This is a genomic window from Devosia sp. Leaf420 (assembly GCF_001425445.1).
Classification (GTDB): Bacteria; Pseudomonadota; Alphaproteobacteria; order Rhizobiales; family Devosiaceae; genus Devosia.
The window spans coordinates 301,045-327,476 of record NZ_LMQU01000012.1 but is presented as its reverse complement, the minus strand read 5'-3'; the positions used below and the strand labels follow the sequence as shown (position 1 = coordinate 327,476).

The 26,432-nt window shown below is 61.3% G+C and carries 24 protein-coding genes; 13 read left to right on the top strand and 11 right to left on the bottom strand.

Translation table 11 applies throughout. The features are described 5' to 3' along the window. Window positions 1–28: 28 nt before the first annotated feature. From ASG47_RS14870 to ASG47_RS14855, 4 genes are all read right to left on the bottom strand, one after another. Window positions 29–1,033: an ABC transporter ATP-binding protein gene (locus ASG47_RS14870; RefSeq protein ID WP_061910378.1), complete on the bottom strand. Its 1,005-nt coding sequence runs from the start codon at window positions 1,031–1,033 to the stop codon at window positions 29–31. Window positions 1,034–1,047: 14 nt separating this feature from the next. Continuing rightward, window positions 1,048–1,893: a carbohydrate ABC transporter permease gene (locus tag ASG47_RS14865; protein ID WP_061910376.1), complete on the bottom strand. Its 846-nt coding sequence runs from the start codon at window positions 1,891–1,893 to the stop codon at window positions 1,048–1,050. After that, window positions 1,893–2,873, bottom strand: a complete 981-nt coding sequence (locus tag ASG47_RS14860; RefSeq protein ID WP_061910374.1) for a carbohydrate ABC transporter permease — start codon at window positions 2,871–2,873, stop codon at window positions 1,893–1,895. The genes ASG47_RS14865 and ASG47_RS14860 overlap by 1 nt, the downstream gene beginning before the upstream one ends. A 91-nt stretch (window positions 2,874–2,964) precedes the next feature. After that, entirely contained in the window at window positions 2,965–4,230 is a 1,266-nt protein-coding gene (locus ASG47_RS14855) for an ABC transporter substrate-binding protein (protein ID WP_082511757.1), read from the bottom strand. A 467-nt stretch (window positions 4,231–4,697) separates the two neighbouring features. Here ASG47_RS14855 and ASG47_RS14850 point away from each other — a divergent pair, with 467 nt between their 5' ends. After that, entirely contained in the window at window positions 4,698–5,717 is a 1,020-nt protein-coding gene (locus ASG47_RS14850; protein ID WP_061910372.1) for a substrate-binding domain-containing protein, read from the top strand. A gap of 108 nt (window positions 5,718–5,825) precedes the next feature. On the opposite strand, the gene ASG47_RS14845 is transcribed toward ASG47_RS14850, so the two are convergent. Both ASG47_RS14845 and ASG47_RS14840 read right to left on the bottom strand, forming a co-directional pair. After that, window positions 5,826–6,557, bottom strand: a complete 732-nt coding sequence (locus ASG47_RS14845) for a hypothetical protein (protein ID WP_200940944.1) — start codon at window positions 6,555–6,557, stop codon at window positions 5,826–5,828. Further along, the gene (locus ASG47_RS14840) at window positions 6,554–7,483 is read right to left on the bottom strand and encodes an aminotransferase class IV (RefSeq protein ID WP_061910371.1); all 930 of its coding nucleotides are present in this window, start codon (window positions 7,481–7,483) and stop codon (window positions 6,554–6,556) included. Before ASG47_RS14840 ends, ASG47_RS14845 begins: the two co-directional genes overlap by 4 nt. Window positions 7,484–7,609: 126 nt before the next feature. On the opposite strand from ASG47_RS14840, the gene ASG47_RS14835 reads away from it, so the two are divergent. From ASG47_RS14835 to ASG47_RS14790, 10 genes are all read left to right on the top strand, one after another. Continuing rightward, on the top strand, window positions 7,610–7,912 hold the full coding sequence (locus tag ASG47_RS14835) for a hypothetical protein (protein WP_156464122.1): 303 nt from the start codon (window positions 7,610–7,612) through the stop codon (window positions 7,910–7,912). A 267-nt stretch (window positions 7,913–8,179) separates the two neighbouring features. Beyond that, window positions 8,180–9,289 (top strand): ABC transporter substrate-binding protein, encoded by a 1,110-nt coding sequence (locus tag ASG47_RS14830; protein ID WP_061910367.1) that lies wholly within the window; start codon window positions 8,180–8,182, stop codon window positions 9,287–9,289. 226 nt (window positions 9,290–9,515) lie between these two features. Further along, the gene (locus ASG47_RS14825; protein WP_061910365.1) at window positions 9,516–10,382 is read left to right on the top strand and encodes an ABC transporter permease; all 867 of its coding nucleotides are present in this window, start codon (window positions 9,516–9,518) and stop codon (window positions 10,380–10,382) included. Continuing rightward, window positions 10,379–11,170, top strand: coding sequence for an ABC transporter permease (locus ASG47_RS14820; protein WP_061910363.1), 792 nt, complete (start codon window positions 10,379–10,381; stop codon window positions 11,168–11,170). The genes ASG47_RS14825 and ASG47_RS14820 overlap by 4 nt, the downstream gene beginning before the upstream one ends. A 1-nt stretch (window position 11,171) precedes the next feature. Continuing rightward, window positions 11,172–12,161, top strand: a complete 990-nt coding sequence (locus ASG47_RS14815; protein ID WP_061910361.1) for an ABC transporter ATP-binding protein — start codon at window positions 11,172–11,174, stop codon at window positions 12,159–12,161. 183 nt (window positions 12,162–12,344) lie between these two features. Beyond that, window positions 12,345–13,178, top strand: coding sequence for a 3-mercaptopyruvate sulfurtransferase (gene sseA / locus ASG47_RS14810; protein WP_061910359.1), 834 nt, complete (start codon window positions 12,345–12,347; stop codon window positions 13,176–13,178). 176 nt (window positions 13,179–13,354) lie between these two features. Continuing rightward, window positions 13,355–14,581: an efflux RND transporter periplasmic adaptor subunit gene (locus tag ASG47_RS14805; RefSeq protein ID WP_061910357.1), complete on the top strand. Its 1,227-nt coding sequence runs from the start codon at window positions 13,355–13,357 to the stop codon at window positions 14,579–14,581. Between the two features lie 183 nt (window positions 14,582–14,764). After that, window positions 14,765–17,878, top strand: coding sequence for an efflux RND transporter permease subunit (locus ASG47_RS14800; RefSeq protein ID WP_061910355.1), 3,114 nt, complete (start codon window positions 14,765–14,767; stop codon window positions 17,876–17,878). Between the two features lie 76 nt (window positions 17,879–17,954). Beyond that, window positions 17,955–18,410: a macro domain-containing protein gene (locus ASG47_RS14795; protein ID WP_061910353.1), complete on the top strand. Its 456-nt coding sequence runs from the start codon at window positions 17,955–17,957 to the stop codon at window positions 18,408–18,410. Window positions 18,411–18,447: 37 nt separating this feature from the next. After that, window positions 18,448–19,497 (top strand): S66 peptidase family protein, encoded by a 1,050-nt coding sequence (locus tag ASG47_RS14790; RefSeq protein WP_061910351.1) that lies wholly within the window; start codon window positions 18,448–18,450, stop codon window positions 19,495–19,497. A 12-nt stretch (window positions 19,498–19,509) separates the two neighbouring features. Here ASG47_RS14790 and ASG47_RS14785 read toward each other — a convergent pair whose 3' ends face one another. Further along, on the bottom strand, window positions 19,510–20,217 hold the full coding sequence (locus ASG47_RS14785) for a helix-turn-helix transcriptional regulator (protein WP_061910349.1): 708 nt from the start codon (window positions 20,215–20,217) through the stop codon (window positions 19,510–19,512). A 69-nt stretch (window positions 20,218–20,286) separates the two neighbouring features. Here ASG47_RS14785 and ASG47_RS14780 point away from each other — a divergent pair, with 69 nt between their 5' ends. Next, window positions 20,287–20,709, top strand: a complete 423-nt coding sequence (locus tag ASG47_RS14780; protein ID WP_061910347.1) for a VOC family protein — start codon at window positions 20,287–20,289, stop codon at window positions 20,707–20,709. A gap of 73 nt (window positions 20,710–20,782) precedes the next feature. Here the strand turns inward: ASG47_RS14780 and ASG47_RS14775 are convergent, their stop codons facing one another. Continuing rightward, entirely contained in the window at window positions 20,783–21,376 is a 594-nt protein-coding gene (locus ASG47_RS14775; RefSeq protein WP_061910345.1) for a TetR/AcrR family transcriptional regulator, read from the bottom strand. A gap of 132 nt (window positions 21,377–21,508) precedes the next feature. Between ASG47_RS14775 and ASG47_RS14770 the strand changes: the two genes are divergently transcribed. Next, window positions 21,509–21,907 (top strand): RidA family protein, encoded by a 399-nt coding sequence (locus ASG47_RS14770; protein WP_061910343.1) that lies wholly within the window; start codon window positions 21,509–21,511, stop codon window positions 21,905–21,907. Window positions 21,908–21,963: 56 nt separating this feature from the next. Here the strand turns inward: ASG47_RS14770 and mmsB are convergent, their stop codons facing one another. From mmsB to chvE, 3 genes are all read right to left on the bottom strand, one after another. After that, entirely contained in the window at window positions 21,964–23,241 is a 1,278-nt protein-coding gene (gene mmsB / locus ASG47_RS14765; RefSeq protein WP_061910341.1) for a multiple monosaccharide ABC transporter permease, read from the bottom strand. Next, the gene (gene mmsA, locus ASG47_RS14760) at window positions 23,238–24,770 is read right to left on the bottom strand and encodes a multiple monosaccharide ABC transporter ATP-binding protein (RefSeq protein ID WP_061910339.1); all 1,533 of its coding nucleotides are present in this window, start codon (window positions 24,768–24,770) and stop codon (window positions 23,238–23,240) included. The genes mmsB and mmsA overlap by 4 nt, the downstream gene beginning before the upstream one ends. A gap of 222 nt (window positions 24,771–24,992) precedes the next feature. Continuing rightward, a complete protein-coding gene (gene chvE, locus ASG47_RS14755; RefSeq protein WP_061910805.1) occupies window positions 24,993–26,060 on the bottom strand; it encodes a multiple monosaccharide ABC transporter substrate-binding protein in 1,068 nt (355 codons plus the stop codon). Window positions 26,061–26,432: the final 372 nt, after the last annotated feature.

Sequence of the window (26,432 nt, the reverse complement as noted above, 5' to 3'; positions counted from 1 at the left end):
GCTTGGACCGTCACCTTTATTTTTTTCGTCAGCGGATCGGCTTACCAGCTTCGTCGAAACGATGGATATTTTCCGCCTGTGGCGATACGCGCACCGTTGAGCCGCTCTGATAGCTCGACGCGCCGTCGAGACGGACGACCACGGGCTCTTCCTCGCCCATATCGAGATAGACATAGGAGTCGGCACCGAGATTTTCCGTATGGATGACAGTGCCCTCCCAGATCCCATCGGGCGAGACCGTCAGGTGCTCGCCGCGAATGCCAAGCGTGGCGCAATTGTGCGCTGCCGCCTTGTCCTTGGTCAGGAAGTTCATCTTCGGTGACCCGATGAAGCCGGCAACAAAGATACTGTCCGGCCGCTCGTAAAGTTCCATCGGCGTGCCGACCTGTTCGACGAGACCATCACGCAGCACGCAGATCCGGTCGGCGAGGGTCATTGCCTCCACCTGATCATGCGTCACGTAGATCATCGTGACGTCGTTCATTTCCTCGTGGAGCTTGGCGATCTCGATACGCGTCGCGACGCGCAGGGCGGCGTCGAGGTTCGAGAGCGGTTCGTCAAAGAGGAACACCTTGGGGTCGCGGGTAATAGCACGGCCAATAGCAACGCGCTGGCGCTGTCCGCCCGAGAGCTGCTTGGGCAGACGATCGAGATACTGCCGGATCTGCAGCATATCCGCAGCCCGCTCGACGCGGCGGCGGATCTCGTCCTTGCTGTGGCCTTTGTCGAGCTTGAGGCCGAAAGCCATATTCTCGTAGACCGTCATATGCGGATAAAGCGCATAGGACTGGAACACCATGGCGATGCCGCGTTTCGACGGCGTCAGCGAATTGACGACCTTGCCGTCAAAGAGCATCTCGCCAGAAGTAATGTCTTCGAGCCCCGAGATCAGGCGCAACAAGGTGGATTTGCCACAACCCGAAGGCCCGACAAACACCATGAACTCACCCTTCTTCACCTCGAGATCGACGCCCTTGATGACGTTCACCGCGCCGAAGGACTTCTTGATATTGCGAAGTTCGATAGATGCCATTTTTTTGGAACCTCTTAGCCTTTGACGCCGCCGGCGGTGAGGCCGGACACGATCTTGCGCTGGAAGATGAGCACCAGTGCGACGAGCGGCACGGTGACGATGACCGAGGCAGCCATGATAATGCCCCACGGGATTTCATACTGAGATCCGCCCGAAAGCAGCGCGATGGCCACCGGCACGGTACGGGTCTGGTTGGAGACGGTGAAGGTCAGCGCAAAAAGGAACTCGTTCCAAGCCGCGATGAAGGCGAGAAGCCCCGTCGTCACCAGCGCCGGCCACATCAGCGGCATGAACACCTTGGTGATGATCACCCAGGGCGTCGCACCATCGACGATTGCTGCCTCTTCGATCTCGATCGGCAGGTCACGCATGAAGGTGGTCAGCACCCAGACGGTGAACGGCAGCGTGAAGATCGTATAGGCAAAGATCAGCGCCCAAGGCGTGTTGTAGATGCCAAGGAAGCGGATCACTTCGAACAGGCCAGCCAGCACGGCGATCTGCGGGAACATCGAGACCGCAAGGATCGTCATGAGCAACAGACTCCGCCCCCGGAACCGCACGCGGCTGAGAGCAAAGGATGCCGTGATCGCAAGGAACAGGGCGAGGATCACCGTCACCGAAGCGACGAAAACCGAGTTCAGGAGGTTCCGCGGGAATTCACCTTGCGTGAACACCTGACGGAAATTGTCCAGGCTGAACGAGGTTGGCCAATAGGTGACGCGGAACAGGTCCGTGCCCGATTTGAGGCTCGTCAGGATCGCGTAGTAGAACGGAAACACCGACACCACGACGATAACCACGACGAGAGCATAGAAGAGCACGGTCTTCGTGGTCTTCCAGAGATCGAAGGTCGCACCCATCAGCGGTCTCCCCCATCGAAATTGACTTTGCCGATCCAGATATAGAGCACGGTAAAGATCGCGATCATCAGGAACAGCAGCGTCGACTGCGTCGAGCCTTCGGCAAAATTATTGAACTGGAACAGATTTTCCTGCGCCAGGACCGACATCGTCTTGGTCGCCGAAGAGTTCGGTGTCAGCACATAGATCAAGTCGAAGATCCGGAGCGCATCGAGCACGCGGAAGATGATCGCGACCATCAGCGCGGGCCGTACCAGCGGCAGCGTGATCCGGAAGAACTGCTTGACCGGATGGACGCCATCGATCTCGGCGGCTTCATAGATGTCGCGCGGGATCATCTGCAGACCCGCCAGGATCAGCAGCGCCATGAACGGCGTCGTCTTCCAGATATCGACGATCAGAACCGCCGTCATCGCCGTATCCGCCGAGGCGGTCCATGCCACCGGAGCGGCCAGGAGCCCCAGCTTCATGCCCAGATCATTGATGATGCCGAACTGGTCGTTGAGCATCCAGCTCCACATACGAGCCGAAACGATCGTCGGAATAGCCCAGGGAATAAGGATAGCCGCCCGAACGATGCCACGACCCTTGAATTCTGCATTGAGCACCAGGGCAACGATCATCCCGAGGATGGTTTCCCAGAACACCGACCAAAAAGCGAAGCGCACGGTGTTCCACACCGCATTCCACCAGTCGGGATCAGCCAGCACGCCGCGATAGCGCACGGTGCCGCTTTCAAGCACCTGCCAGCGCAGGTAATTGCCGAAGCCGATCCATTCGGCGCCGTAGAGATTGTTGAGGGTTGCATCGGTGAAGGAGAAGTAGATCGAGCGCAGCAGCGGCCAACCGGCCACGATCGCCAGCGCGACCAACATGGGGATCAGAAACAGCCGCGCGGCACGTGCGCGCTGCAGCATGAGTTCTGATTTCGCCTTCGGCGCATTCGCCGTCGCAAGAGGCGCCAGTGCATCGGTCGCCATGATCGTCGTCCTCCCTATCCAGACTATTATTGAAAAAACGGGCGGCGGGGACAAACCCCGGCCGCCCGTCCATTAGGCTTGCCGGGAGGACTTACCAGGCATTGCCCTTGAGATCGTTGAGGTCGGCCTCGAGCAGTTCGAGGTTTTCGGCAGCAGTACCGTTACCCGAAAGCGTTTCGTGCACCGCACTCCAGAACATCGAAGAGACTTCGTTATAGTTGGTCTTGGTCGGAGCCGACGGACGTGGCACGGCCTGTTCGAAGATCGCCTTCCAGTTCGCCATGAAGGGCGACGCGGCAAGCACGTCCTTATCTTCATAGAGCGCTGGAATGGTCGGCAGGTTCGACTGGTTGATCGCGCGTTCCTTCTGCACTTCTTCCGAAGCCAGATACTTCACGAGCTCGATTGCAGCTTCCTGGTCAGGAGAATACTTGGAAACGGCCATGTTCCAGCCGCCAAGCGTTGCAGCCGAACGACCGCCTTCGCCGTCACCGGCTGGCAGCGGAGCGACGTCGAACTTGCCCTTCACGGCAGAGTCTTCGCCATTGCTCAGTGCATAAGCATAAGGCCAGTTGCGCATGAACACGGCATTGCCGAGCTGCCACACGCCGCGGCTTTCTTCTTCCATATAGGCCAGGACGCCATCGGGCGCGATCGTGCCAACCCAGCCGGCAGCGCGATCGATCGCGGCAGCAGCCTGTTCGTTGTTGATCGAAATCGTACCGTCTGCTTCGATGATCTGGCCGCCGCCATTCGACACGACCCATTCGAGAGCGTCGCAGGTCAGGCCTTCATAGGCATTGCCCTGGAACACGAAACCCCAAAGCTCGGCGGCACCGGCGCCACGTTCGGCATCCATGATTTCCTTGGCCGTGGCTTCAAGCTCGGTCCAGGTCGTCGGCACGGACTTGCCGTACTTTTCAAGCAGGTCCTTGCGATAGTAGAGCGCAGGAGCGTCGGTGAACGCCGGCATGGCGACGAGCTTGCCGTCGACGGTCTGGGATTCGATGATCGAGGGGAAGTGGTTGCCCACGACATCCTTCATCGCTTCGGTCAGGTCGGTGAAGTGCTCGGCAAGCTGCGGAGCCCAGATCACGTCGGTCTGGTAGACGTCGATATCGGCATTGCCGGCAGCAAGCCACAGGCGATACTGGCCGAACTGGTCGGTGGTCGAAGACGGCATCGGCACAACGGTGACCTTGTTGCCGGTCTGCTGTTCGAACTTGTCGAGCTGGCTGCGCAGGAATGCCAGGCCATTACCGGTATCGCCCGAAACGATCGAGAGATCGGCAGCCTGTACAGCGCCCACCAGCGTTACGCTCGCCATCATCGCAACGAGCAGCTTGTTCAACATCATCGGAAGTCCTCCCAAAAGAATTTTGCCCGGGGAGACGTAGAGGCACGCCCGGCGCCATACGCCAGGCCAGACCTGATCTCCCCCAAAGCCCTTTGCCATACCCATTTACCGGGTACGTTTTCAAAGCGCTTTGAACGAAAATGAACCAGAGCGCCGGAAAACTGTCAAGCAGCACCAATGCCGTATTTTTACCTTTTTTGATGGAACCCTATTTTTAGCATTACGCGTCAGCTACTTAGTCCAATCTAGAGCACCAAAGTCGTTAATTTGGCTGAATCTACGCTGATGTACGCACCTCAAACAATTTGAAACTTTTGACACCCTTGCATCCAAAATTGAAATCGCTTTGAATGGACTTTGGAGGAGTTGGGTCAAGGCTCTGGTCAAAGAGCCTGGCCTGCCCTAATGGGGCGGCAAACCAAAGGCTTTCAAAAGCCGGGTGCCGCACCAGCTGGGCCACGAGCGCTATGAGATTGAAGGAGCTCGCCGAGCATCTCGGCCTATCGCAGACGACGGTCAGTCGCGCGCTCAATGGCTATCCTGAAGTCAAGGAGGCCACGCGATTGCGCGTTTCCGAGGCTGCGCTTGAGCTCGGATATCGCCCCAATGCCAGCGCCCTGCGCCTCGCCACGGGCCGTGCCAGCGCCGTCGGCATGGTCTTGCGCGGCGCCGACGAACTCGGCCCCCACATGTCTGAATTTCTTTCGGGCCTTGGCGGTCGCATGGCCACGCAAGACATAGACATCGTCGTCACGACGGTTGCCAGCCAGCAGGAGGAACTCGCGGCCTATCGCCGCCTCGCCGCCAGCCAGCGCGTCGATGCCATGATTCTCCATTCGCCAACGCTCAACGACGAGCGCGCCGAACTGCTGATGGATCTCAAAATCCCCTTCGTGCTTCATGGCCGCACCAATGCGACCCGCCCCGTCGCCTGGCTAGACATCGACAACACCGGCGGCCTCGAACGCGCCACGAGCCACCTGCTCGATCTCGGCCACCGGCGCATCGCGCTTCTCAATGGCGTCAAAGGCCGCACCTTCGCCGAGCACCGCGAACTCGGTTACATGGCCGCCCTCTCTGCCCGCGGTGTCGCCTTCGATCCCGCGCTGATGGGCAATACGGCCTTTACCGACGAAGTCGCCTTCCGCATGGCCCAATCCATGCTCGAACTGCGCCCCCGCCCCACTGCTTTCCTCGCTGGCTCGATGATGACCGCCCTCGGCGTCTTCCGCGCCATCCGCCAGGCCGGCATGACCCTTGGAACCGACGTCTCGATGATCGCTCACGACGACGTCTTCCCCTATCTCAACGCCGACAACATGTACCCCACCATGTCGACGACCCGCTCCTCGATCCGCCAAGCCGGGTCCCGCATCGCCGAACTCCTCCTCCAGCTCCTCGGCGGCAAACCCGTCAGCGAAATCCACGAACTCTGGCCCGTCGAACTCGTCCTCCGCGAAAGCTCCGGCCCCGCGCCGTTGTTTTAGCTGAAGAAGAAGCGTTTTGGTCGCGCAGCGACACCTCTCTCTTTGGGGAGAGGTCGGACTGCATGGCAGTCCGGGTGAGGGGGCCTTCTTCGGCCCTGACTCAAAACCTCACGCCCCGAGCCTAAACCCGCGCATCCTCTCATAAAACGGCCGCGCCTCATCCGCGATGTCAGCCAAGTCCCCCGGCAGCGCCCCGATCTCATCCGGCGGCGAAAACCCGGTGCTATTGTAGACCGCATTGTACCAATGTGGCCCCCAGACCCCATCCTCCGGATGCACGCCCCTGGGCCAGCTCAGCATGGCCGGATCCCAAGCAAGCCCGATCGCCGCACAAAGCGCCTGCAGAGTCCCCTCCGGATCGCGCCTGATATCATCGCTGTCAACAACCACCGGCGCCCTACCCGTCCGCTGCGTCACCCGATCGAACAGCATGGCCTGCCCTTCAAACCCGATATCGGCCAGCGTCACGCTCTCCCGCTTCTGCGCGTATGACGCGAGCACCCGCTCCGGCGCCCGCAGAAGGAAAACATTGGTCACCTTGTCCATCCAATCGAGCGGAAATTCCTCGATCATATGATGGCTCATATGCTTCTGATACCAAACGCTCTTTCCGCCCGGCACAGGCCCGAGGATATAGTCGACCACCGCCTGAGGATCCTGCGGCTGCGACGCAAGGACCTCTTCCTGCAGGGGATGGACGATCCCCGTCGCCTTCAGATAAGCCGCATAAAACGGCTCGTCGCTGACAAAGCTATCCGCCCGCGAAGAAAAGCTCCGCATCATCGCGGTGGAAAGATTTCGCGGCCCCGACCACATGGCAATTCGCATGACTTCGCTCATGGCCTAAAGGTCTCCGCTTCGATCAGGTCCCCATAAAGCCCGGCTAGCCGCGCCGTCATCTCTCCAGGAATTGGTCCCGGCCCCTTGAGCGGATGCCCCATTTTCCGGCCATCCACCTCGCGCACCGAGGTCAGCCCCGCAAAGGTTCCCGTCACAAAAGCCTCGTCCGCCCCATAGACATCGGTCAGCGAGAAATTCTTCTGCCGCACGGTGATCCCCGCCGCTTCAGCCACGCGGATAATGTTCCAGCGCGTAATCCCGCCGAGGCAATAATCGCCGGTGGACGTCCAGACCTCGCCACGCCGCACGATGAAAAAATGCGTCGAATTACAAGTCGCCACGAAACCCTGCGGATCGAGCATCAGCGCCTCGTCCGCCCCGGCTTTTGCTGCCTGGATGCAGGCCTGAATGCAGTTGAGCTTGGAATGCGAATTAAGCTTCTGGTCTTGCATATCCGGCGCCGTGCGGCGGATCGTCGATGTGAAGAGCGAAATCCCATCGGGCTTTGCCGAAGGCGCCTTGTATTCGGGGATGATGACAATGGTCGCATCCCCGATCGTCACCCGCGGATCCTGATACGGCGTCGCCTTGATCCCGCGCGTCACCATCAGCCTGATATGCACACCATCCGTCATGCCGTTTGCCGCAAGACAATCAAAAATCCGCTTCACCAGTTCGTCCGGCGTCAAACCGACCGAAAAATCGAGCGTCTTCGCCCCTTCATAAAGCCGCTCCAGATGCGCCCACAAAAAGGGGATCCCGCCCTTGTGCAGCCGCAACCCTTCCCAGACGCCATCCCCGAGTACGAAGCCAGAATCGAACACTGACACCACCGCCTTGTCGCGCGGCATCAACTGGTCATTGACGGCAATCAGAATGGAAGCATTGCGCGGATCATCCGCATAGGCATGAACGCCATAGGCCATGAGGGAAGGCTCTCGAATTGTTAGTCGGGCTAAGCTTCACGTCCGCCAATGGAAAAGTCGAGATGGAATTGAGCGCTGGACGAACAGTGACCGCTTTTCTAGTCTGAAATAAACCTGGAGGATGGCTTGAAGAATATAGCAAAAATTATGCTGCCATTTGCGCTTGCCACGGCCTCACTTGCAGGGCTGCCTGTGGTTGCAGAAACATACATCCTGCCTATCGAATTTCCACGACCCATTCTTAACGTCTTGGTCGACAACGGCTCTGCTGAACTTGTCGAACAGAACGGGACGGAGTGGATCTATCGGCTGGAGATGAAGGAAGGCGTTTGCACAACGCGGTTGATCGTCATCAACCACTTCAGGCCTCTCTTTTTTCAATACGATCTTTGTAGCGGGAGGCTTATCGCCAAAGATAACTTCCAGTGATTAGCATCTACTCCCCGCGACGATATTTTGACCATCTGGACGAGACTGTCACAATTGGGCAATCTCACCCTGCGGCTGGGAGGACGCGAGCAGATGGGCAGATGAGCGCAATCGATTGATGTTGCGGCCATTATCGCCTCTCTATGGGCGACTCCGCACCGTCACCAATATGTCATTGCACTGTCATCTGACCTCTCTACTCCCTCGCCCGTTCGCACCAGCTCTCCTTGGGGAGGGCGAGCGACTGCTCATTCAGGGAGACAAAGAATGACGTTCAAGTCTACGCTGACCGCATCGGTTTCGCTTCTCACCGTGCTCAGCTTCGCGGCTCCGACTATCGCCCAGGCCGATCTGACCGCGCTCTACGACGCCGCCAAGACCGAAGGCCAGCTCACCGTAATCGCCCTGCCCCATTCCTGGTGCAACTATGGCGGCGTGATCGAAGGCTTTAAGGCTAAGTATCCCGGCATCACCGTCAACGAACTGAACCCCGATGCCGGTTCGGCAGACGAGCTCGAAGCCGTCCGCGCCAACAAGGGCAATACCGGCCCGCAGGCTCCTGACGTTCTCGATATCGGTCTCGCATTCGGCCCGCAGGCCAAGGACGAAGGCCTTCTCCAGGCTTACAAGGTCTCGACCTGGGACGAGATTCCGGACGATGCCAAGGACGCCGATGGCTTTTGGTATGGCGATTATTATGGCGTCCTCGCCTTCGGCATCAACAAGGACATCATCACCGGCGAAAACCCGGCAACTTGGGCCGACTTGAACAAGGACGAGTTCGCCAACTCCGTGGCTCTGGCTGGTGATCCGCGTACCGCCAACAACGCCATCATGTCCGTCTATGCCGCTGGTCTCTCGACCGGTGCCGCTCAGGATGCTGCCGCCCAGGCTGGCCTTGAATACTTCAAGGCGCTCAACGACAAAGGCAATTTCGTCCCCGTCGACGCGGAAGCTGCTGCCATCGCCCAGGGCACGACCCCGATCGCGATCAACTGGGACTACAACCTTCTCGCCGCCCGCGACAACCTCAACGGCAACCCGCCGATCGAAGTCGTCGTGCCGTCCGATGGGGTCGTCGCCGGCGTCTACGTCCAGGCCATCTCGGCCTTCGCACCCCACCCGAACGCTGCCAAACTCTGGATGGAATATCTCTATTCCGACGAAGGTCAGCTCGGCTGGCTCGCCGGCTACTGCCACCCGATCCGCTTCAACGCCATGTCCGACGCTGGCGTCCTGCCAGCTGACCTGATGGCCAAGCTCCCGGCCGCCGAAAACTACGCCAAGGCCGTGTTCCCCTCGATTGAAGAGCAGAACGCCAACAAAGCCACCATCACCGGCGGCTGGGACTCCACCGTCGGCGCTTCGGTTCAGTAAGCTGACCTGATCGACTGAATTCTCAGTCGACACCCTCCCCCTTGTGGGGAGAGATCACGGGTGGGGGTTTTCTCCGCGCGCTCTGCGTTCGCGGCGTCACCCCCACCCATCCTCCCCCTGACAGGGGGGAGGAGCCACATCGAGTTCGAGGCAAAATCGCGCCACATCCACTGCGCGGTCCTTCCCCCTCCCAGGGGGAGGCTAGGAGGGGGTCGCCCCAAGCACCATGAGCGCATCTAACGCCAACCGCCGCATCCACTGGGATAGCCTCGCCGTCTTCCCTTTCGTCCTCTTCGCGGTGATGTTCCTCTTCCTGCCGACGCTCTCCCTCCTCGGCGCCGCCTTTACCGATCGCGAGGGCAATTTCACCTTCGAAAACATCGCCGACCTGTTCACCGATCAGATCATGGCCGCCTATTGGATTTCGATCCGCGTCTCCGGCGCCTCCGCCATTCTCGGCGCGCTGATCGGCCTCGCCATCACCCTTGCGATCATTCGCGGCAAACTGCCCGCCGGCTTCCGCTCTGCCGTCATGACCTTTTCCGGTGTCGCGTCCAATTTTGCTGGCGTGCCGCTTGCTTTTGCCTTCATCGCCTCGATCGGCCGCATCGGCCTCGTCACCATCATCCTGCGCGATGTCTTCGGCTTCGATCTCTACCGCGCTGGCTTCAGCCTCTTTTCCTTCTGGGGCCTGACGCTGACCTATCTCTATTTCCAGATCCCGCTGATGATGCTGACCATCGCTCCCGCGATCGACGGCCTCAAGAAGGAGTGGAACGAAGCCGCCCAGACGCTCGGTGCCTCGCCCTGGCAATTCTGGCGCTATGTCGGCCTGCCCATTCTCTGGCCGAGCTTCCTGGGCACCCTCAGCCTACTCTTTGCCAATGCCTTCGGCGCCATCGCCACCGCTTGGGCGCTTACCGGCTCCAACCTCAACATCGTCACCGTGCTGCTCTACAATCAGATCCGCGGCGATGCCCTGCAAAATCCCGGCCTCGGCGCCGCTTTGGCCGTCGGCATGATCCTCATCACGTCTTTCGCCAACGTCATTTATCTCGTCGTCGCCGCGCGTGCCGAAAGGTGGATGAAATGAAGGCCCAAAAGTTCTGGCCCTGGCTCATCGTTACGCTCGGGGCGGCCTATTTCCTCATTCCGCTGCTCGCGACGTTCATCTTCTCGCTGCGCATGCGCCGCAACGAATACACCTTTGACGCCTATGTTTCGGTCTTCTCCGATCCGAAATTTTACGCGACCTTCGGCTATTCGCTCAGCGTCGGCGTCTTCACTATTATCGTCGGCATCTTTGTCGTCGTGCCGGCCGTCTATTTCGTCCGCTTGCGCATGCCCTGGCTGCGGCCGTTCATGGAATTCGTTACCCTCCTGCCGCTGGTTATTCCCGCACTGGTGCTGGTCTATGGCTATGTCCGCCTCTATGGCTCATCCTCGCTGATCCCCTTCACCGGCTCCATCCTCGGCACCGATATTCTCCTCACCTGTGCCTATGTCATGCTCGCCATGCCCTATATGTACCGGGCGGTCGACAACGGCATGCGCACCATCGATATCGGCACCCTCACTGAAGCCGCGCAGATCATGGGCGCCAGCCAGGTCCAGATCATCGGCAATATCATCCTGCCCAATATCCTCGTCGCCATACTCTCGGGCGCCTTCCTGACCTTCGCCATTGTCATCGGCGAATTCACCATTGCGAGCCTCCTCAACCGCCCTGCCTTCGGCCCCTATCTCGTGGGTATCGGCACCAATCGGGCCTATGAGCCCGCCGCGCTCGCCATCATTTCCTTCATCATCACCTGGGGCGCCATGGGCATGATCAACGTGCTCGGCCGCTTCGCCCCCCGCACTTCCGCCCGGACCGATTGACATGCCCGCCTTTCTCGAAGTTCAGAACCTCGTCAAATCCTTCGGCACCAATACGGTCGTCAAAGGCGTCAATTTTGCCTTCGCCAAGGGCGAGTTCATCTCACTCCTCGGCCCCTCCGGTTGCGGCAAGACCACGATCCTCAGGATGATCGCCGGCTTCGAGCGCCCCACCTCCGGCACCATCCGCGTCGATGGCGAAGACATCACGCATCTCAAGCCCAATCAGCGCCAGCTCGGCATGGTCTTCCAGGCCTATGCGCTCTTCCCCAATATGACCGTCGGCGAAAACATCGCCTTTGGCCTGAAAGTCGCAGGCATGCCAGCCGAGCAACGCCGCGCCCGCGTCGATGAGATGCTCAAGCTGATTGGCCTCCTCGGCTTTGACAAGCGCTATCCCTATGAAATGTCCGGCGGCCAACAGCAGCGCGTCGCCCTCGCCCGCGCCATCGCGCCAAAACCGCGCCTCCTTCTCCTCGACGAACCGCTCTCCGCGCTCGACGCCAAAATCCGCGTCTCCCTCCGCGAAGAAATCCGCGCCATCCAGCGCGATCTCGGCATCACCACCGTCTTCGTCACCCACGATCAGGAAGAGGCCATGTCCATTTCCGATCGCATCGTGGTCATGAACTCAGGCAATATCGAACAGCTCGGCGCCGCCCACGACATCTACAATCGCCCGGCCACCCGCTTCGTCGCCACCTTCGTCGGCCAACTCAACACGCTTCCCGCCGGCGTCCTAGCCGGCACCCCGGGCGAACGCGCCATCCGCCCCGAGCTCATCTCCCTCGCCCCCCGCCCCGAAACCGACCTCACCCTGACCGGCACCATCGCCGATCTCCACTTCCTCGGCTCCGTCCAACGCCTCCGCGTCGACATCGGCGGCACGCTCGTCAACATCGACACTTTTAACAACCAGACCAGCCCCCTCCAACGCGGCGACACCGTCACGCTCCACCTCGCCCAAAAGGATCTTCTCACTCTCGGCGCTTGACGCCGACTGTCACCAGCTCAACCGTAGCCCTCATGGTGAGGCGCTTCGCGTAGCGAAGCCTCGAACCACGAGGGCGTTGCCACAGGCCCCCCAACCCCCACGCATACCTCCCGCGTCGATTTACCCTTTGACCGCCGCCCGGCGCAGCGCCATTGTCCCCCCACAGCAACGAGGAATCGCGTGATGGAAAGCCTTTTCGTTTCAACTGAATGGCTGGCGGAACATCTGAGCGATCCAAACATCGCGGTGGTCGACGCGAGCTGGCACATGCCCAACGCCTCGCGCAATGCCCAAGCCGAATACCTCGCCGGCCACATTCCCGGCGCGGTCTATTTCGATATCGACGGTGTCGCCGATACCTCCTCCAACCTGCCCCACATGCTCCCCGCCCCCGAAGATTTCGCCCGCATGGTCGGCGCGCTCGGCGTTGGCAGCGACATGACCATCGTCATCTATGACGAACTCGGCCTTTTCAGCGCCCCCCGCGTCTGGTGGACATTCAAAACCTTTGGCGCCAAGGACGTGCGCATCCTCTCCGGCGGCGGCCCCAAATGGCGCGCCGAACGCCGCCCGCTCGAAGCCGGTCACAAGACCAAGGCCCCGGCCACCTTCACCGTCCAGTTCAATCCCGATCGCGTCGTTGATTTTGATGCCGTAAACGGCCTCAGCAACACCGAAACGGCGCAGATCCTCGACGCCCGCCCCGCCCCGCGCTTCCACGCCGAAGCCCCCGAGCCGCGTCCCGGCCTTCGCTCCGGCCACATCCCCAATAGCCGCAACGTCCCGGTGAGCCTCCTCACCGAAAACGGCATGCTCAAATCCCCCGAAGCCCTCAAGGCGCTCTTCGACGAGCGCGGCGTCGATCTCTCCGAGCCCATCGTCACCTCCTGCGGCTCCGGCGTCACCGCCTCGACCCTAGCCCTCGCCCTCGAACAAGCCGGCGCCAAATCCGTCGCCGTCTACGACGGCTCCTGGGCCGAATGGGGCTCCCGCCCCGACGCCGAAGTCGAAAGCTAGGTCTCAAGTAGTCCGGTAGCCCTCATACTGAGGTGCTTCGCCTTTGCGAAGTCTCGAAGGACGAGGGCGTGCCACTACCCCTCACAATCCCGAAACCTTTCCGCATTTTAATTTAACACGCCCGGTCAACCTGTTACCGTAACGGTGTTTTTCCCGTTTACAGTTTGAGGTCTGGTTTGATCCGGCAGATTGTCGCCTCGATCGTCATTCTCGTGGCCGCCGCGCTGGCGTGGCTCTTCTTCGCCCCTGGCGCCCATCAAACCCTGTCCAATGCAGGCATCACCCTGCCCTTTGGCCCGCAAGCCGAAGCCGCGCCGCAGCAAGGCGGCGGCCCCGGAGGCAACCGTCCCGGCGGCGGCCAGGGCGCCCAGACCGGTGGTAGCGGCGCTCCCGGAGGCGGTGGCCGTCCCGGCGGCTTTACTCCCCGCGCCACCAATGTGATCACCACCGGCGTCACCATGGCCGATATCAACGACACCCTCGCCGCCATCGGCGAAGGCACCCCCGTCCGTTCGGTCACGGTCACAGCCACCGCCGGCGGCGAACTCGCTGAAGTCGCCGTCCGCCCCGGTCAAATTGTCGAGCAAGGCGCTATCATCGCCCGCTTTGGTGCCGCCGCCGAACAGATCGAATATGACCGCGCCGAACTGGCCGTCGAAGACGCCCGCGCCACCTTGACGCGCACTGAAGGCCTCGCGAGCAACAATGTCGTCGCCGGCACGGCCCTCTCCGCCGCTCAGCTCAGCGCCGCCAATGCCGAACTCGAACTGCGTAATGCCGACGTCGCTCTCTCGCGCCGCACCATCACGAGCCCGATCGCCGGCCGCGTCGGCCTCATCCGCGTGACCCCCGGCAATTACGTTCCCGCCCAGACCGCCGTCACCTCGATCGACGACACCTCCTCGATCCTTATCGATTTCTGGGTGCCCGAACGTTATGCCGCCCAGATCGAGCCTGGCATGGCCGTTTCCGTCGCCGCCATCGCCCTCCCCGGCCAGACGTTTACCGGCGATATCTCGGCTATCGATACCCGCATCGATCCCGCCAGCCGCACTCTCCAGGTCCAGGCCGAAATCCCCAATCCCGACGGCACCCTGCGCGCCGGCATGAGCTTCACCGTTTCCCTGGCGTTCCCGGGCGAGCGCTATCCGGCTGTCAACCCGCTGGCCATCCTCTGGTCCGCCGAAGGCTCCTATGTCTGGAAATATGTCGATGGCAAAGCCACCCGCGTTCCCGCCGAAATCATCCAGCGCAACAGCGACGGCGTCCTCGTCCGCGCCGACCTAAAGCCCGGCGACGCCATCATCACCGAAGGCATTTTGCAACTGAGCGACGGCGCCACCGTCACCCTGCTCGAAGGCCCGGATGGCACAGGCGAATCTCCACCTGCACCGGCTAGCTAAATTGCTCATGTTGCCCCCCGCTCCCAATCCAAACTCGATTGTCACCCCGGCGAAGGCCGGGGCCCATCCTGAGATCTGGAGATGGACCCCGGCCTTCGCCGGGGTGACAGCAAATGGGATTGAACGAAACCAGCCAGAAGCATCGCCCTTAGGCCGACCAACGCTCTAAAGGAGCCACCGCCCGTGTCCATAGCCAGCAAGAACGAACGCGGCGGCGCCCTCGCCACACTCTTTGTCCGTCGCCCGGTCATGGCCATCGTCATCAATGCCCTCATCATGGTGGCGGGCCTCGCCGCCCTGATCGGCATCGAAGTGCGCGAGCTTCCCCGCGTCGAAAGCCCGGTCCTTTCGGTTTCCACGAGCTTCACGGGCGCCGCCGCTGAAACTGTCGATCGTGAAGTCACCGCCATTGTCGAAGGCGCAGTCGCCCGCGTTCAGGGCGTCACCGCCATTTCCTCAAGCTCCTCGGTCGGCCAAAGCCGCGTCACCCTCGAATTCTCGGAAAATACCAATCTCGACATCGCCACCTCCGACGTCCGCGATGCCCTAAGCCGCGTCACGCGCAGCCTGCCCGATGACGTCGAAGCGCCCACCATCTTCAAGGCCGATAGCGATGCGCAGCCGATCATGCAGCTCGCCGTCACCGCCACAAACACCGATATTGCTGGCCTTAGCGAACTCGTCGATGGCATCATCACCGAGCGTCTCTCCGCCGTCGAAGGCGTTGCCGAAGTCCAGGTCTACGGCACCCGCACCTCGGCCTTCGAGGTTGATATCGACCCGGTCAAACTTGCGAGCCACGGCCTCACCGTCGCCGATATCCGCAACGCGCTCTCGACCATCGCCTTTGATTCCCCCGCCGGCTCCATCAACGGCCCCAACCAGAACATCACCGTCCGCGCCATTTCCGAAATCACCGAGCCCAAGGATTTCGAGGCCATCATCATAAATGGCCGCACGCGCCTCGGCGATGTCGCCAGCGTCGTCTTCGATGCCGCCGCCAGCTCCTCCTCCATCCGCGCCGATGGCCGCCCCGGCATTGGCCTCGGCATCGTTCGCCAGGCCCAGTCCAATTCCGTCTCGATCTCCCACGCCGTCCACGAAGCCGTCGACACGCTCAATCAGTCCCTTCCAGAAGGCGTCACCGTCACCATTTCGAGCGACGAAGCCGTCTTTATCGAAGGCGCGCTACACGAAGTCGAAATCGCGCTGATCGTCGCGCTCGTCGTCGTCGTGGGCATCATTTATGTGTTCCTGCTCGATTGGCGCGCCATCATCGTGCCCGCCATTTCGATGCCCATCGCCCTTCTCGGCGCTGTCGCCGGCATGTATCTCGCAGGCTTCTCGCTCAACATCATCACCCTTCTGGCGCTCGTCCTCGCCACCGGCCTCGTCGTCGATGACGCCATCGTCGTCCTCGAAAACATCATGCGCCGGAAGCATATGGGCGCCGGCCCCCGCGCCGCCGCCGTTCTCGGCACGCAGGAAGTGTTTTTCGCCGTCGTCGCCACCACGGTTACTCTCGTCGCCGTTTTTGTCCCTCTCTCCTTCCTCGAAGGCCAGAGCGGCCGTCTTTTCCGCGAATTCGGCTATACCCTTGCCATAGCCGTCCTGCTTTCGGGCGTCGTTGCCCTCTCCATGGGCCCCATGGTCGCCTCGCGCCTCCTCCGCAATTCCTCCGGCGAACACACAGGCGGTCCCTTCGCCAAGATCGGTCACTTTTTCTCCGGTCTTTATCGCCGTACGCTGCGCGTCGCGCTCCGCAACCCGCTCGTCATCATCCTCGTCGCCGTGATCTTCGCGGGCTCGGCCTATTACGTCTATGGCAGCCTCCGCCAGGAAATCACGCCGTCCGAAGATCGCTCGGCCATTAATCTCCGCATCAACGCCCCCAACACAGCCAGCCTCGATTTCGTCCGCACCCGCCTCTCCGAAGTCGAATCCATGCTGCAGCCTTATGTGAAATCGGGGGAAGTTCGCTCCATTTTCGTCCTCTCCGGCTGGGGCAATGGCGGCTCGATCACGCTCACCCTTGCCCCGTGGGGCGAGCGCACCCGCAGCCAGCAGCAGATCGCCTCCGAGATCAGCGCCCTTATGGCTCAGGTCCCCGGCGTCCGCGCCAATGTCAGCCAAGGCAATAGCCTCGGCATCCGGGGCGGCGGCTCCGGCCTCCAATTCGCCGTCACTGGCTCCGATTATGCGGTCCTCTCCGAAACCGCCGAAAAAATCTCCGATGCCCTTACCGAAGATGGACGCTTTGGCCGCGTCTCGGTCAATTTTGATACCACCCAACCGCAGCTGACCCTCACCGTCGATCGCGCCCGCGCCACGGCCCTCGGCATCGACATCAACGGCCTCGCACCCACCATGCAGGCCATGATCGATGGCTCCGATATCGGCACCATCTTCATCAATGACGAAAGCTATTCAGTCCGCATGCTCTCGACCTCTCACCCGGTCAACGACCCGCGCGATCTCGAAACCCTGTTCGTCCGCACCGGCGATGGCCGCTACGTCCCCATGTCCACCATCGCCACCATTGAAGAAGCCCCGGTGCCGCCGTCCCTCCGCCGCGAGCAGCAACGCCGCGCCGTCACGGTCACCGCCAGCCTCGAAGATGGCCTTGCCCTCGGCGACGCCTACACCCAGCTCCAGACCATAGCCGCCCCGCTCCTCGCCCCCGGCACGGCCATCATCCCGCTTGCCGAAGCCAAGACCATCGGCGAAGCCAATAACGCCCTCTTCCTCACCTTCGGTTTCGCGCTGGTCATCATCCTCCTCGTCCTCGCCGCGCAGTTCGAAAGTTTCTGGAGCGCCATCATCGTCATGGCTACGGTCCCCTTTGGCGTCGCCGCGGGCCTCTGGGCCATCCTCCTCACCGGCGGCAGCCTCAATATCTTCTCCCAGATCGGCCTCGTCCTCGTCGTCGGCATCATGGCTAAGAACGGTATCCTGATCGTCGAATTCGCCAATCAGCTTCGTGATCGCGGCATGTCCGTCGCCGAGGCCATCGAACAGGCCTCCAACATCCGCCTCCGCCCGGTCCTGATGACCATGATCGCCACCATTCTCGGCGGGGTGCCTTTGGTCCTCGCCTCCGGCGCTGGCGCCGAAGCCCGCGCCGCCCTTGGCTGGGTCATCGTCGGCGGCCTCGGCTTCGCCGCCATCGCCACCCTCTACCTCACCCCTGTCGCCTACCTCCTCCTCGCGCGCTTCTCAAAACCAAAATCGGAAGAAGAGGCCCGCCTCGAACGCGAGTTCGAAGAAATCGACGGCAAGGCCGCGCCTGCAGAGTAGTCCCTCACTTCCTAAGTGATTACACCGCTAGGATGCCCTATATCCTCACGGATAAGACGTGTTGGGAGGAGCAGTCATGAAAGTCATTCGCGGCGATCTGCTGGCTTTGGCGCTTGCTGGCGAGTTTGACGTCATCATTCATGGCTGCAATTGCTATTGCACCATGGGCGCCGGCATTGCCTTTTCCATTAAGCGACTGTTCCCCGAAGCCTTTGCTGCCGACAAACAGACCAAATCCGGCGATAGGAAAAAGCTCGGCACGATCACCAGCGCCGACATTGTGCGCGGCGCAACCCAGTTCACGATCGTCAACGGCTATACCCAGTTCGACTTCCGCGGCCACGGCACCCGGGCCGATTACGACGCCATCCGCAGCGTCATGAACACCGTCGCCACCCAATTCCCCGGCAAACGCATCGGCTACCCCAAGATCGGCGCCGGCCTCGCCAAGGGCGATTGGTCGGTCATCTCGGCCATCATCGACGAAGAACTCGTGGGCCAAGACCACACCCTCGTCGAATTCGCCGGCTGAGAACCCGCGCGCCAAGGCCGAAACCTGGAGTTGCCCGATGTCCCCAGCCCTCCAAAAACCGCGCCGCCTCGTGCCCAGTGACCGGATCGCGGTCGTCTCCCCCTCCTGGGGCGGCCCAGGCACCCTGCCCCAGCGTTATGCCGCAGGAAAACGCCAGCTGGAGGAAACCTTCGGCCTCCAGGTCGTCGACATGCCGCACACGCTGGCATCTGCCGAAGACCTCGCCGCCCACCCCGAATGGCGCGCCGCCGACCTTCACCAAGCCTTCGCTGACCCCAGCATAGCCGGCATTTTCGCCAGCATCGGAGGCGACGATTCCATCCGCCTCATGCCCCATCTCGACCTCGACATCATCCGCCGCAATCCCAAAGTCTTTCTGGGCTTTTCCGACACGACCACCATCCACCTCGCCTGCCTCGCGGCAGGTCTCGTAAGCTTTTATGGCCCCAGCATCATGGCCGGCTTCGCCGAAAACGGCGGCATGCACGCCTACACGGTCGATAGCCTGCGCAAGACCCTCTTCTCGCCCGATCCACCCGGCCTCGTCCCCGTCAACATTGCAGGCTGGACCAGCGAGCGCACCGATTGGTCTGATCCCGTCGCCCAAGCCCAGCCCCGCGTCCTCAATCCGGCCACCCCGCCCAAAGTCCTCCAAGGCACCGGCATAGCCCGCGGCCCCCTGATCGGCGGCTGCGCCGAAGTGCTCGAAATGGTCAAAGGCACCGCCTGGTGGCCGAGCCTCGATGCGTGGGACGGCGCCATCCTCTTTTACGAAACCTCAGAGGACGCACCGCCGGCCAAGTTCATCCGCTATTGGCTCCGCAACTACGCCTTCCAAGGCATCCTCGGTCGTCTCGGCGGCATCCTCCTCGCCCGCCCCGACTCCTTGGGCGATCCGACCTATCAACAGCAGCTCGAAACCGCCGTCACCGATAGCCTTGCCGAAGCCGGCCTCCAAAATCTCCCAGTCCTCTCCGGCCTCGACTTCGGCCACACCATGCCCATGCTCACCCTGCCCTATGGCGCTATCGCCGAAATCGACTGCGCAAAAGCCAGCCTCTCCATCACCACCTCAGGCGTCACCTGACGCCCCGCGCCCTCAGATCGCACTCGCCTCTCCCGAACCCTCCCGTGCCCTCAACTGCTGGAGATAATCCCGCAACAACGCCACGCGTCTTGGCCTAAAACTCTCGCCGGTCACCCGCGCTGCCCGCATCCGGTCGCCTCTAAAAATTCGAAAATCCTGCCTCAGGCAACACCAGGCCAGTACTGAAAGTGTCCGCTCCGTATAGACCAGCGCCAGCGGCCATATAGTCCGCTCGCTCTCGGCGCCATGTTGATCGACATAGGCAATCTCGACCGCCCGCTCCTGCCACGCCGCCTCGCGCAGGGTTTCGAGGTCAACGCCAACCGCTCGCGGCTCCGGCCGATAGACCAGCGACACGGCATGCAGCACCTGCTGCTCCGCCTCGTCGGGCAGGGTCGCGGCGATCTTGGCCAGCGCCGAACGCGCCGCATCCGCCAGCGCCTTGTCCCCCATGCCGCGCACTTCGCTCAGGCCCAGCACCAGCGCCTCGATCTCGGCCCGCGTCAGCGTCTGCGGCGGCAGCGCAAAATCCTCAATCAGCCGATAGCCATAGCCACGCTCACCCTCGATCCGCGCGCCCGCCGCCCGCAGACTATCGATATCGCGATAAAGCGAGCGCAGCGACACGCCTGTCTCTTCTGCAAGCCGTTGCGCGGTGATCGGCGCCGGCATCACCCGCATGGCCTGCAGCAGCCTCAAAAGTCGATCCGATCGCGCCATGTCCAACTGCCGGAAAATGTCAGTTGGGTAGCGCTACAACAGCGTCATCACTTCAGCAAGGACGACGCCATGAGCATCACCACCACCACCCATCTCAATTTCCGCGGCCAGGCACGCGAGGCTCTGGCTTTCTACCAGTCGGTATTTGGTGGAGAGGTCATGATCCTCACCCACAGCCAGATCTATCCCACCTTCCCAACCGAAGAAGCCGATCACGTCGCTTTCGGCCAGGTCCGCAGTCCTGAGGGTTTTCACATCATGGCCTTCGATGTGCCGGCGGCCCGTCCCTTCGATCCCGGCATCACGCCGATCTTCGTCTCGGTTCACGGCACAGACGCTGATGAAATCACCCGCTACTGGAATGCCCTCGCCGCGGGCGCCACGATCGTCCAACCCCTTGCCGCCGCAGGATGGGCTCCGCTTTACGGCATGCTCTCCGACCGTTTCGGCATCACCTGGGTCCTCGACGTCGCCAACACCGACGCGCCCTGATCCGGCCTAGCAAAGACAGCGGGCTGCTCGTCTCACTGACGGGCAGCCCAACTCTTTCCGCAGCCTCAGCCGGCTACGCCGACCGCGTCAACAATCCCGACGCCAGCGCATTGAACGCCCCGATCACGCGCGGCAGCGTCTGATCTGGATCAGTGCTCGCCGCCACCCAAAGCGCCGCGTTCAGCGCCGCCCCATTGATCAGCCGCGCCGCCGCCTCGACGTCGACTGGTTTTACCCGACCCTCAGCCATCAGTCGCTCGAGTGTTGCCCGCGTCGCCTGCAGGCAGGCATTCTGGCTCGGCCATTGCGACGGGTCTCCCAGCACCGAAGGACCATCGAGCAAGACGATCCGCTGCACTTCGGCATCGAGCGCCATTTCAATATAAGCCGCGCCCTCCGCGAGCAGTCCGTCCCACGGATCGTCCCTCTTCGCGCCGATTGCCTGCGCCTTGGCCGCCATGGCGCCGTCGATCTCTTCGACCACTGCCGCCAGCAGGCCCTTCTTGTCGCCAAAATTATGGTAGAGCGCCCCGCGCGTCAGTCCCGCCGACGCCGTCAAATCATCCATCGATGCCGCGGCATAGCCGTGTTCGGCAAAAGCCGCCCGCCCCGCCGCGATCAGCTTGGCGCGGTTTTCTTCCATCATCGCAATGCGCTTATTGGCCATATCCCCAAACCCAATTCACATACGCACCGTATCTGAATTTGACATACGGCACGTATTTCATTACATACGCCTCGTATATCAAATCCCGCGCGCTGCCGAAAGCCCGCGCCCAAACCAGTAATTGGAGCCCCCATGGCTATCCGCAATCCCATCTTCCCCGCCGAACGCCACGCCCTTTATGAAGCCCATGGCTATTCCGCCGCCATCCGCTCCGGCGATCTGCTCTTCGTCTCCGGCCAGGTCGGCACCCGCCCCGATGGCTCCGCCGAACCTGATTTTGCCGATCAGGTCGAGCGCGCGTTTCAAAATCTCAAGGCCGTCCTCGCCGCCGCCGACGCCACCCTCGACGACATTGTCGACGTCACCACTTTCCACACCGATCCCGAAAGCCAGTTCGAGACAATCATGGCCGCCAAATCCCGCCATTTCGACACCAGGCCCTACCCCAATTGGACAGCAGTCGGCGTCAATTGGCTTGCCGGTTTCGATTTTGAAATCAAGGTGATCGTCCGCCTTCCTGAATCAGCCTGAAAACAAAAAGGGCCGCCGGGTCTCTCCGGCGGCCCAAAACTGAAGGCCCGAGAAAATCAGGCCGAGCGGTTCTTGTTGTAGAGGTCGAAGAACACGGCTGCAAGCAGCACGACGCCCTTGATCATCTGCTGCCAATCGATGTTGACGCCCATGATCGACATGCCGTTGTTCATCACACCCATGATGAAGGCACCGATCACCGCGCCGGCGACGGCACCGACACCGCCGAGTGCCGAAGCACCGCCGATGAACACGGCCGCGATCACGTCGAGTTCGAGACCCTGGCCGGCCTTTGGCGTCGCCGAATTGAGGCGGGCCGCATAGATCATGCCGGCGAGCGCGGCGAGCGCACCCATGATGGCAAAGATGTAGAAGGTCGTGCGTTCGGTCTTGATGCCCGAAAGCGCAGCGGCCTTGAGGTTACCGCCGAGAGCATAGATGCGGCGACCAAAGGTCATGCGCTTTGTGAGGAACACGAAGAACGCGATCAGGATGCCCATGACGACGAGCACGTTGGGCAGGCCGCGATAGGACGCCAGCATATAGGCAAAGAACAGGACCAGCGCCGCGATGACGAGGTTCTTGACCACGAACAGGCTGAATGGCTCGACATCATAACCACGAGCCTTGCGGCGGGCGCGGGTCCGGATGGCGAAGAACACAGTCGCAACCACAGCAACAATGGCGATCACCATGGTCGTCGTGTGAAGGATCAGCGGCTGCACGCCTTCGCTGGCAGCAACCAGCGTCGTCGGCCCGATCACGTCGGGAATGAAGCCAGCCGAAAGCAGCTGGAATTCGGCCGGGAACGGCCCGACCGACTTGCCGGCGAGGATCGCGAGCGACAGGCCCTTGAAGATGAGCATGCCGGCCAGCGTCACGATGAAGCTGGGGATCCGGTGGTAAGCGATGAGATAGCCCTGCGCCGCCCCGATCGCCGCGCCGACGATTAGACAGATGATGCCGGCAACGATCGGATTGGCGAGGAATGCCAGTTCCGGCGGGAAGCGCCAGCCGACCATGAGCATGGCCGCGAGAGCACCGACAAAGCCGGAAACCGAGCCGACCGAAAGGTCGATATGGCCGGCGACGATCACCAGCAGCATGCCGAGCGCCATCACGATGATGTAGCTGTTCTGCAGGATGATGTTGGTGAGGTTCACCGGCTTGAAGAGCACGCCGGCGGTGAAATACTGGAAGAACACCATGATGAGGATGAGCGCCAGCAGCAGGCCATAGTCGCGCATATTGGCGCGAACGGCCCCGAAGAAGCTCAGCTCCTGGGTCTTGGTCTGATCGGCCGGAACGCCGGTCGGTGCAGTTTGAACGGTCATGATGCTTTTCCTTCAGCGCGCACGATGGAGCGCATGATCTTTTCCTGGCTTGCTTCGCTGGTCGGCATTTCGCCAACGATGCGGCCTTCGTTCATTACGTAAAGTCGGTCGGTGATGCCGAGCAGTTCCGGCATTTCCGAAGAGATCACCAGGATGGCTTTGCCCTGCGCCGCCAGCTGATTGATGATGGTGTAGATTTCATATTTGGCGCCCACGTCGATGCCGCGCGTCGGCTCGTCGAGGATCAGCACGTCCGGGTTGGCATAGAGCCACTTCGAGAGAACGACCTTCTGCTGGTTGCCGCCCGAAAGATTGCCCACGGTCTGGTAGACGCTCGAAGAACGGATATTGGTCTTCTTGCGATAGTCGTTGGCAACATCGAGCTCGGCCAGATCGTCGATCACGCCCCAACGCGACACGCCCGGCAGATTGGCGATGGTCGTGTTGTTCTTGATGTGATCGATGAGGTTGAGCCCAAAAGTCTTGCGGTCTTCCGTGGCATAGGCAATGCCGTGGCGGATCGCGCGGCCAACCGTGCCGGTATCGATCTTCTTGCCATGCATGAAGACTTCGCCGGTGATCTTCTGGCCCCAGGATTTGCCGAAAAGGCTCATGGCAAATTCGGTACGGCCCGAGCCCATCAGCCCGGCAATGCCGACGACCTCACCCTTGCGTAGGGTAATGTCGACATTCTTGATGACCTGACGGTCGCGGTGCTGGGGGTGATAAACCGACCAGTTCTTCACCTCGAGGATCGTCTCGCCGATCTTGGGCTCACGGTTCGGATAGCGATCGTCGAGCGACCGGCCCACCATCGAGGTGATGATGCGGTCTTCGGTGATCTCTTCGTTTTCCATCGTCTCGATGGTGCGGCCGTCACGGATGACGGTCACGCGGTCGGCGATGCGCGAAATCTCGTTCAGCTTGTGGCTGATGATGATCGAGGTGATCCCCTGCTTGCGGAATTCCATCAAGAGATCGAGCAGCGCCTGGCTGTCCTTTTCAGAAAGCGACGCGGTCGGCTCGTCGAGGATCAGGAGCTGCACCTGCTTTGACAGCGCCTTGGCGATTTCGACGAGCTGCTGCTTGCCGACGCCGATATTGGTCACGAGCGTATCGGGGTCTTCCGAGAGACCAACCATCGAGAGGAGCTTGCGCGCCCCGTCACGGGTTTCGTCCCAGTCGATCACGCCATTGCTTGCCTGCTCGTTGCCAAGAAAGATGTTCTCGGCGATCGAGAGCAGCGGCACCAGCGCCAGCTCCTGGTGGATGATGACGATGCCCTTGTGTTCGCTGTCGCGAATGGAGCGGAACTGCTGTTCCTCGCCCTTGTAGAAGATCTGCCCTTCATAGGTGCCGTGCGGATAAACCCCGCTCAAGACCTTCATCAGGGTCGATTTACCGGCCCCGTTTTCGCCGCAGATCGCGTGTATTTCGCCTTCCCGCACGTCGAGATTGACGTCCGAAAGCGCCTTCACGCCTGGAAAGGTCTTGGTGATGCTGCGCATCTCAAGAATGGTGTTGGACATACTGGTCCCTGTTTTCGATAGAAGCCGCTCCGCCGTCACGACGGGCCGGAATTGAGACTGCCACTCTGGTTAAACCGCATTCTGAGCTTGTCGAAACACGAGGCCGTGTCCGGCTTTCGTGCCTGCCACCGTGCTTGGAAAAGCTCACCCTGAGGCCATCCGGTGCAATCTCGAAAGGGCCCCGCGTTGCCGCGGAGCCCCTGGTTTCAAAAACCGCAGTGATTACTGCAGGTCTTCTTCCTTGATGTAGCCCGAGTCGACGACCAGTTCCTTGTAGTTGGTCGCATCGACTTCATACGGGGTCAGCAGGATCGACGGCACAACCTTGACGCCATTGTCATAGGTGGTGGTGTCGAGGCCTTCCGGCGTGCCGCCCGAAACCACGGTGTCGACGAGGTCGGCAGTGGTCTTGGCCAGTTCGCGGGTGTCCTTGTAGATGGTCGAATACTGTTCGCCAGCAATGATTGCCTTCACCGACGGAGCTTCAGCGTCCTGGCCGGTGATGATCGGCCATGCGAGGTCGCCCGAGCCATAACCAACGCCGCGGAGCGACGAGATGATGCCGCGCGAGAGGCCATCATAGGGAGCGAGAACGCCGTCAACGCGGCTGCCGTCCGAGTAGTTGGCCGAGAGGATGTTGTCCATGCGAGCCTGGGCAACAGCACCGTCCCAACGCAGCGTACCGACCTGGTCCATGCCCATCTGCCCGGACTTAACGACGATGTCGCCCGAGTCGATCATCGGCTGCAGAACGGACATGGCGCCATCATAGAAGAAGAAGGCGTTGTTGTCGTCCGGCGAACCGCCAAACAGTTCGACGTTCCATGGCTTGGTGTCGGCGAAACGTTCCTTGAGGCCCTTCACGAGGCTGTTGGCCTGGAGAACGCCAACCTGGAAGTTGTCGAAGGTGGTGTAGTAGTCGACATTGCCCGATTCGCGGATCAGACGGTCATAAGCGATGACCTTGATGCCGGCATCAGCGGCCTGCTGCAGCACGGACGAGAGCGTGGTGCCGTCGATCGAAGCGACCACGAGAGCCTTGACGCCCTTGGTGACCATGTTTTCGATCTGAGCGAGCTGGTTCGGGATGTCGTCTTCAGCAAACTGCAGGTCGACGGTGTAGCCCTTGCCTTCAAGCGCGGTCTTGAGCTCGTTGCCGTCCGAAATCCAGCGGAGCGACGACTGCGTCGGCATTGCAATGCCGATCTGGCCCTTATCCTGGGCATGGGCGGCGGTTGCAGCGGTTGCCATCAGGGCACCAGCGGCAAACAGCGTCGCAATTGATTTCAGAACCTTCACGTCTCGACTCCCTTAGATTTTTCGAGGTGATTGATGTGTTCGGCGTGGCTTGACGATCGGGCCAATTCGTTTCCGGCTCCGCTCCCGGCGCGGCTCAAACCGCATCCGGACGGACTGTCCCTGCCCTGCCGGCGCACTGCCGGGGTCAGGAACGAAAACTGCATGATGTCCTCCTGCTCGGACGGCTCGTTAGCCGCCTCGGCCCTTCCAAGGCCACGGGCGGGAAATTAGGATAATCAGATATGCATGTAAAGCGGGGCTGCTTCCCGCATAGTTATTTTTTCGATTGTCGAAGATATAAATTTAGGCTTAGAACCCCCGCTTCCAGGGTGTTGCTGGTTGCAACCTGCATCGATACCCTGG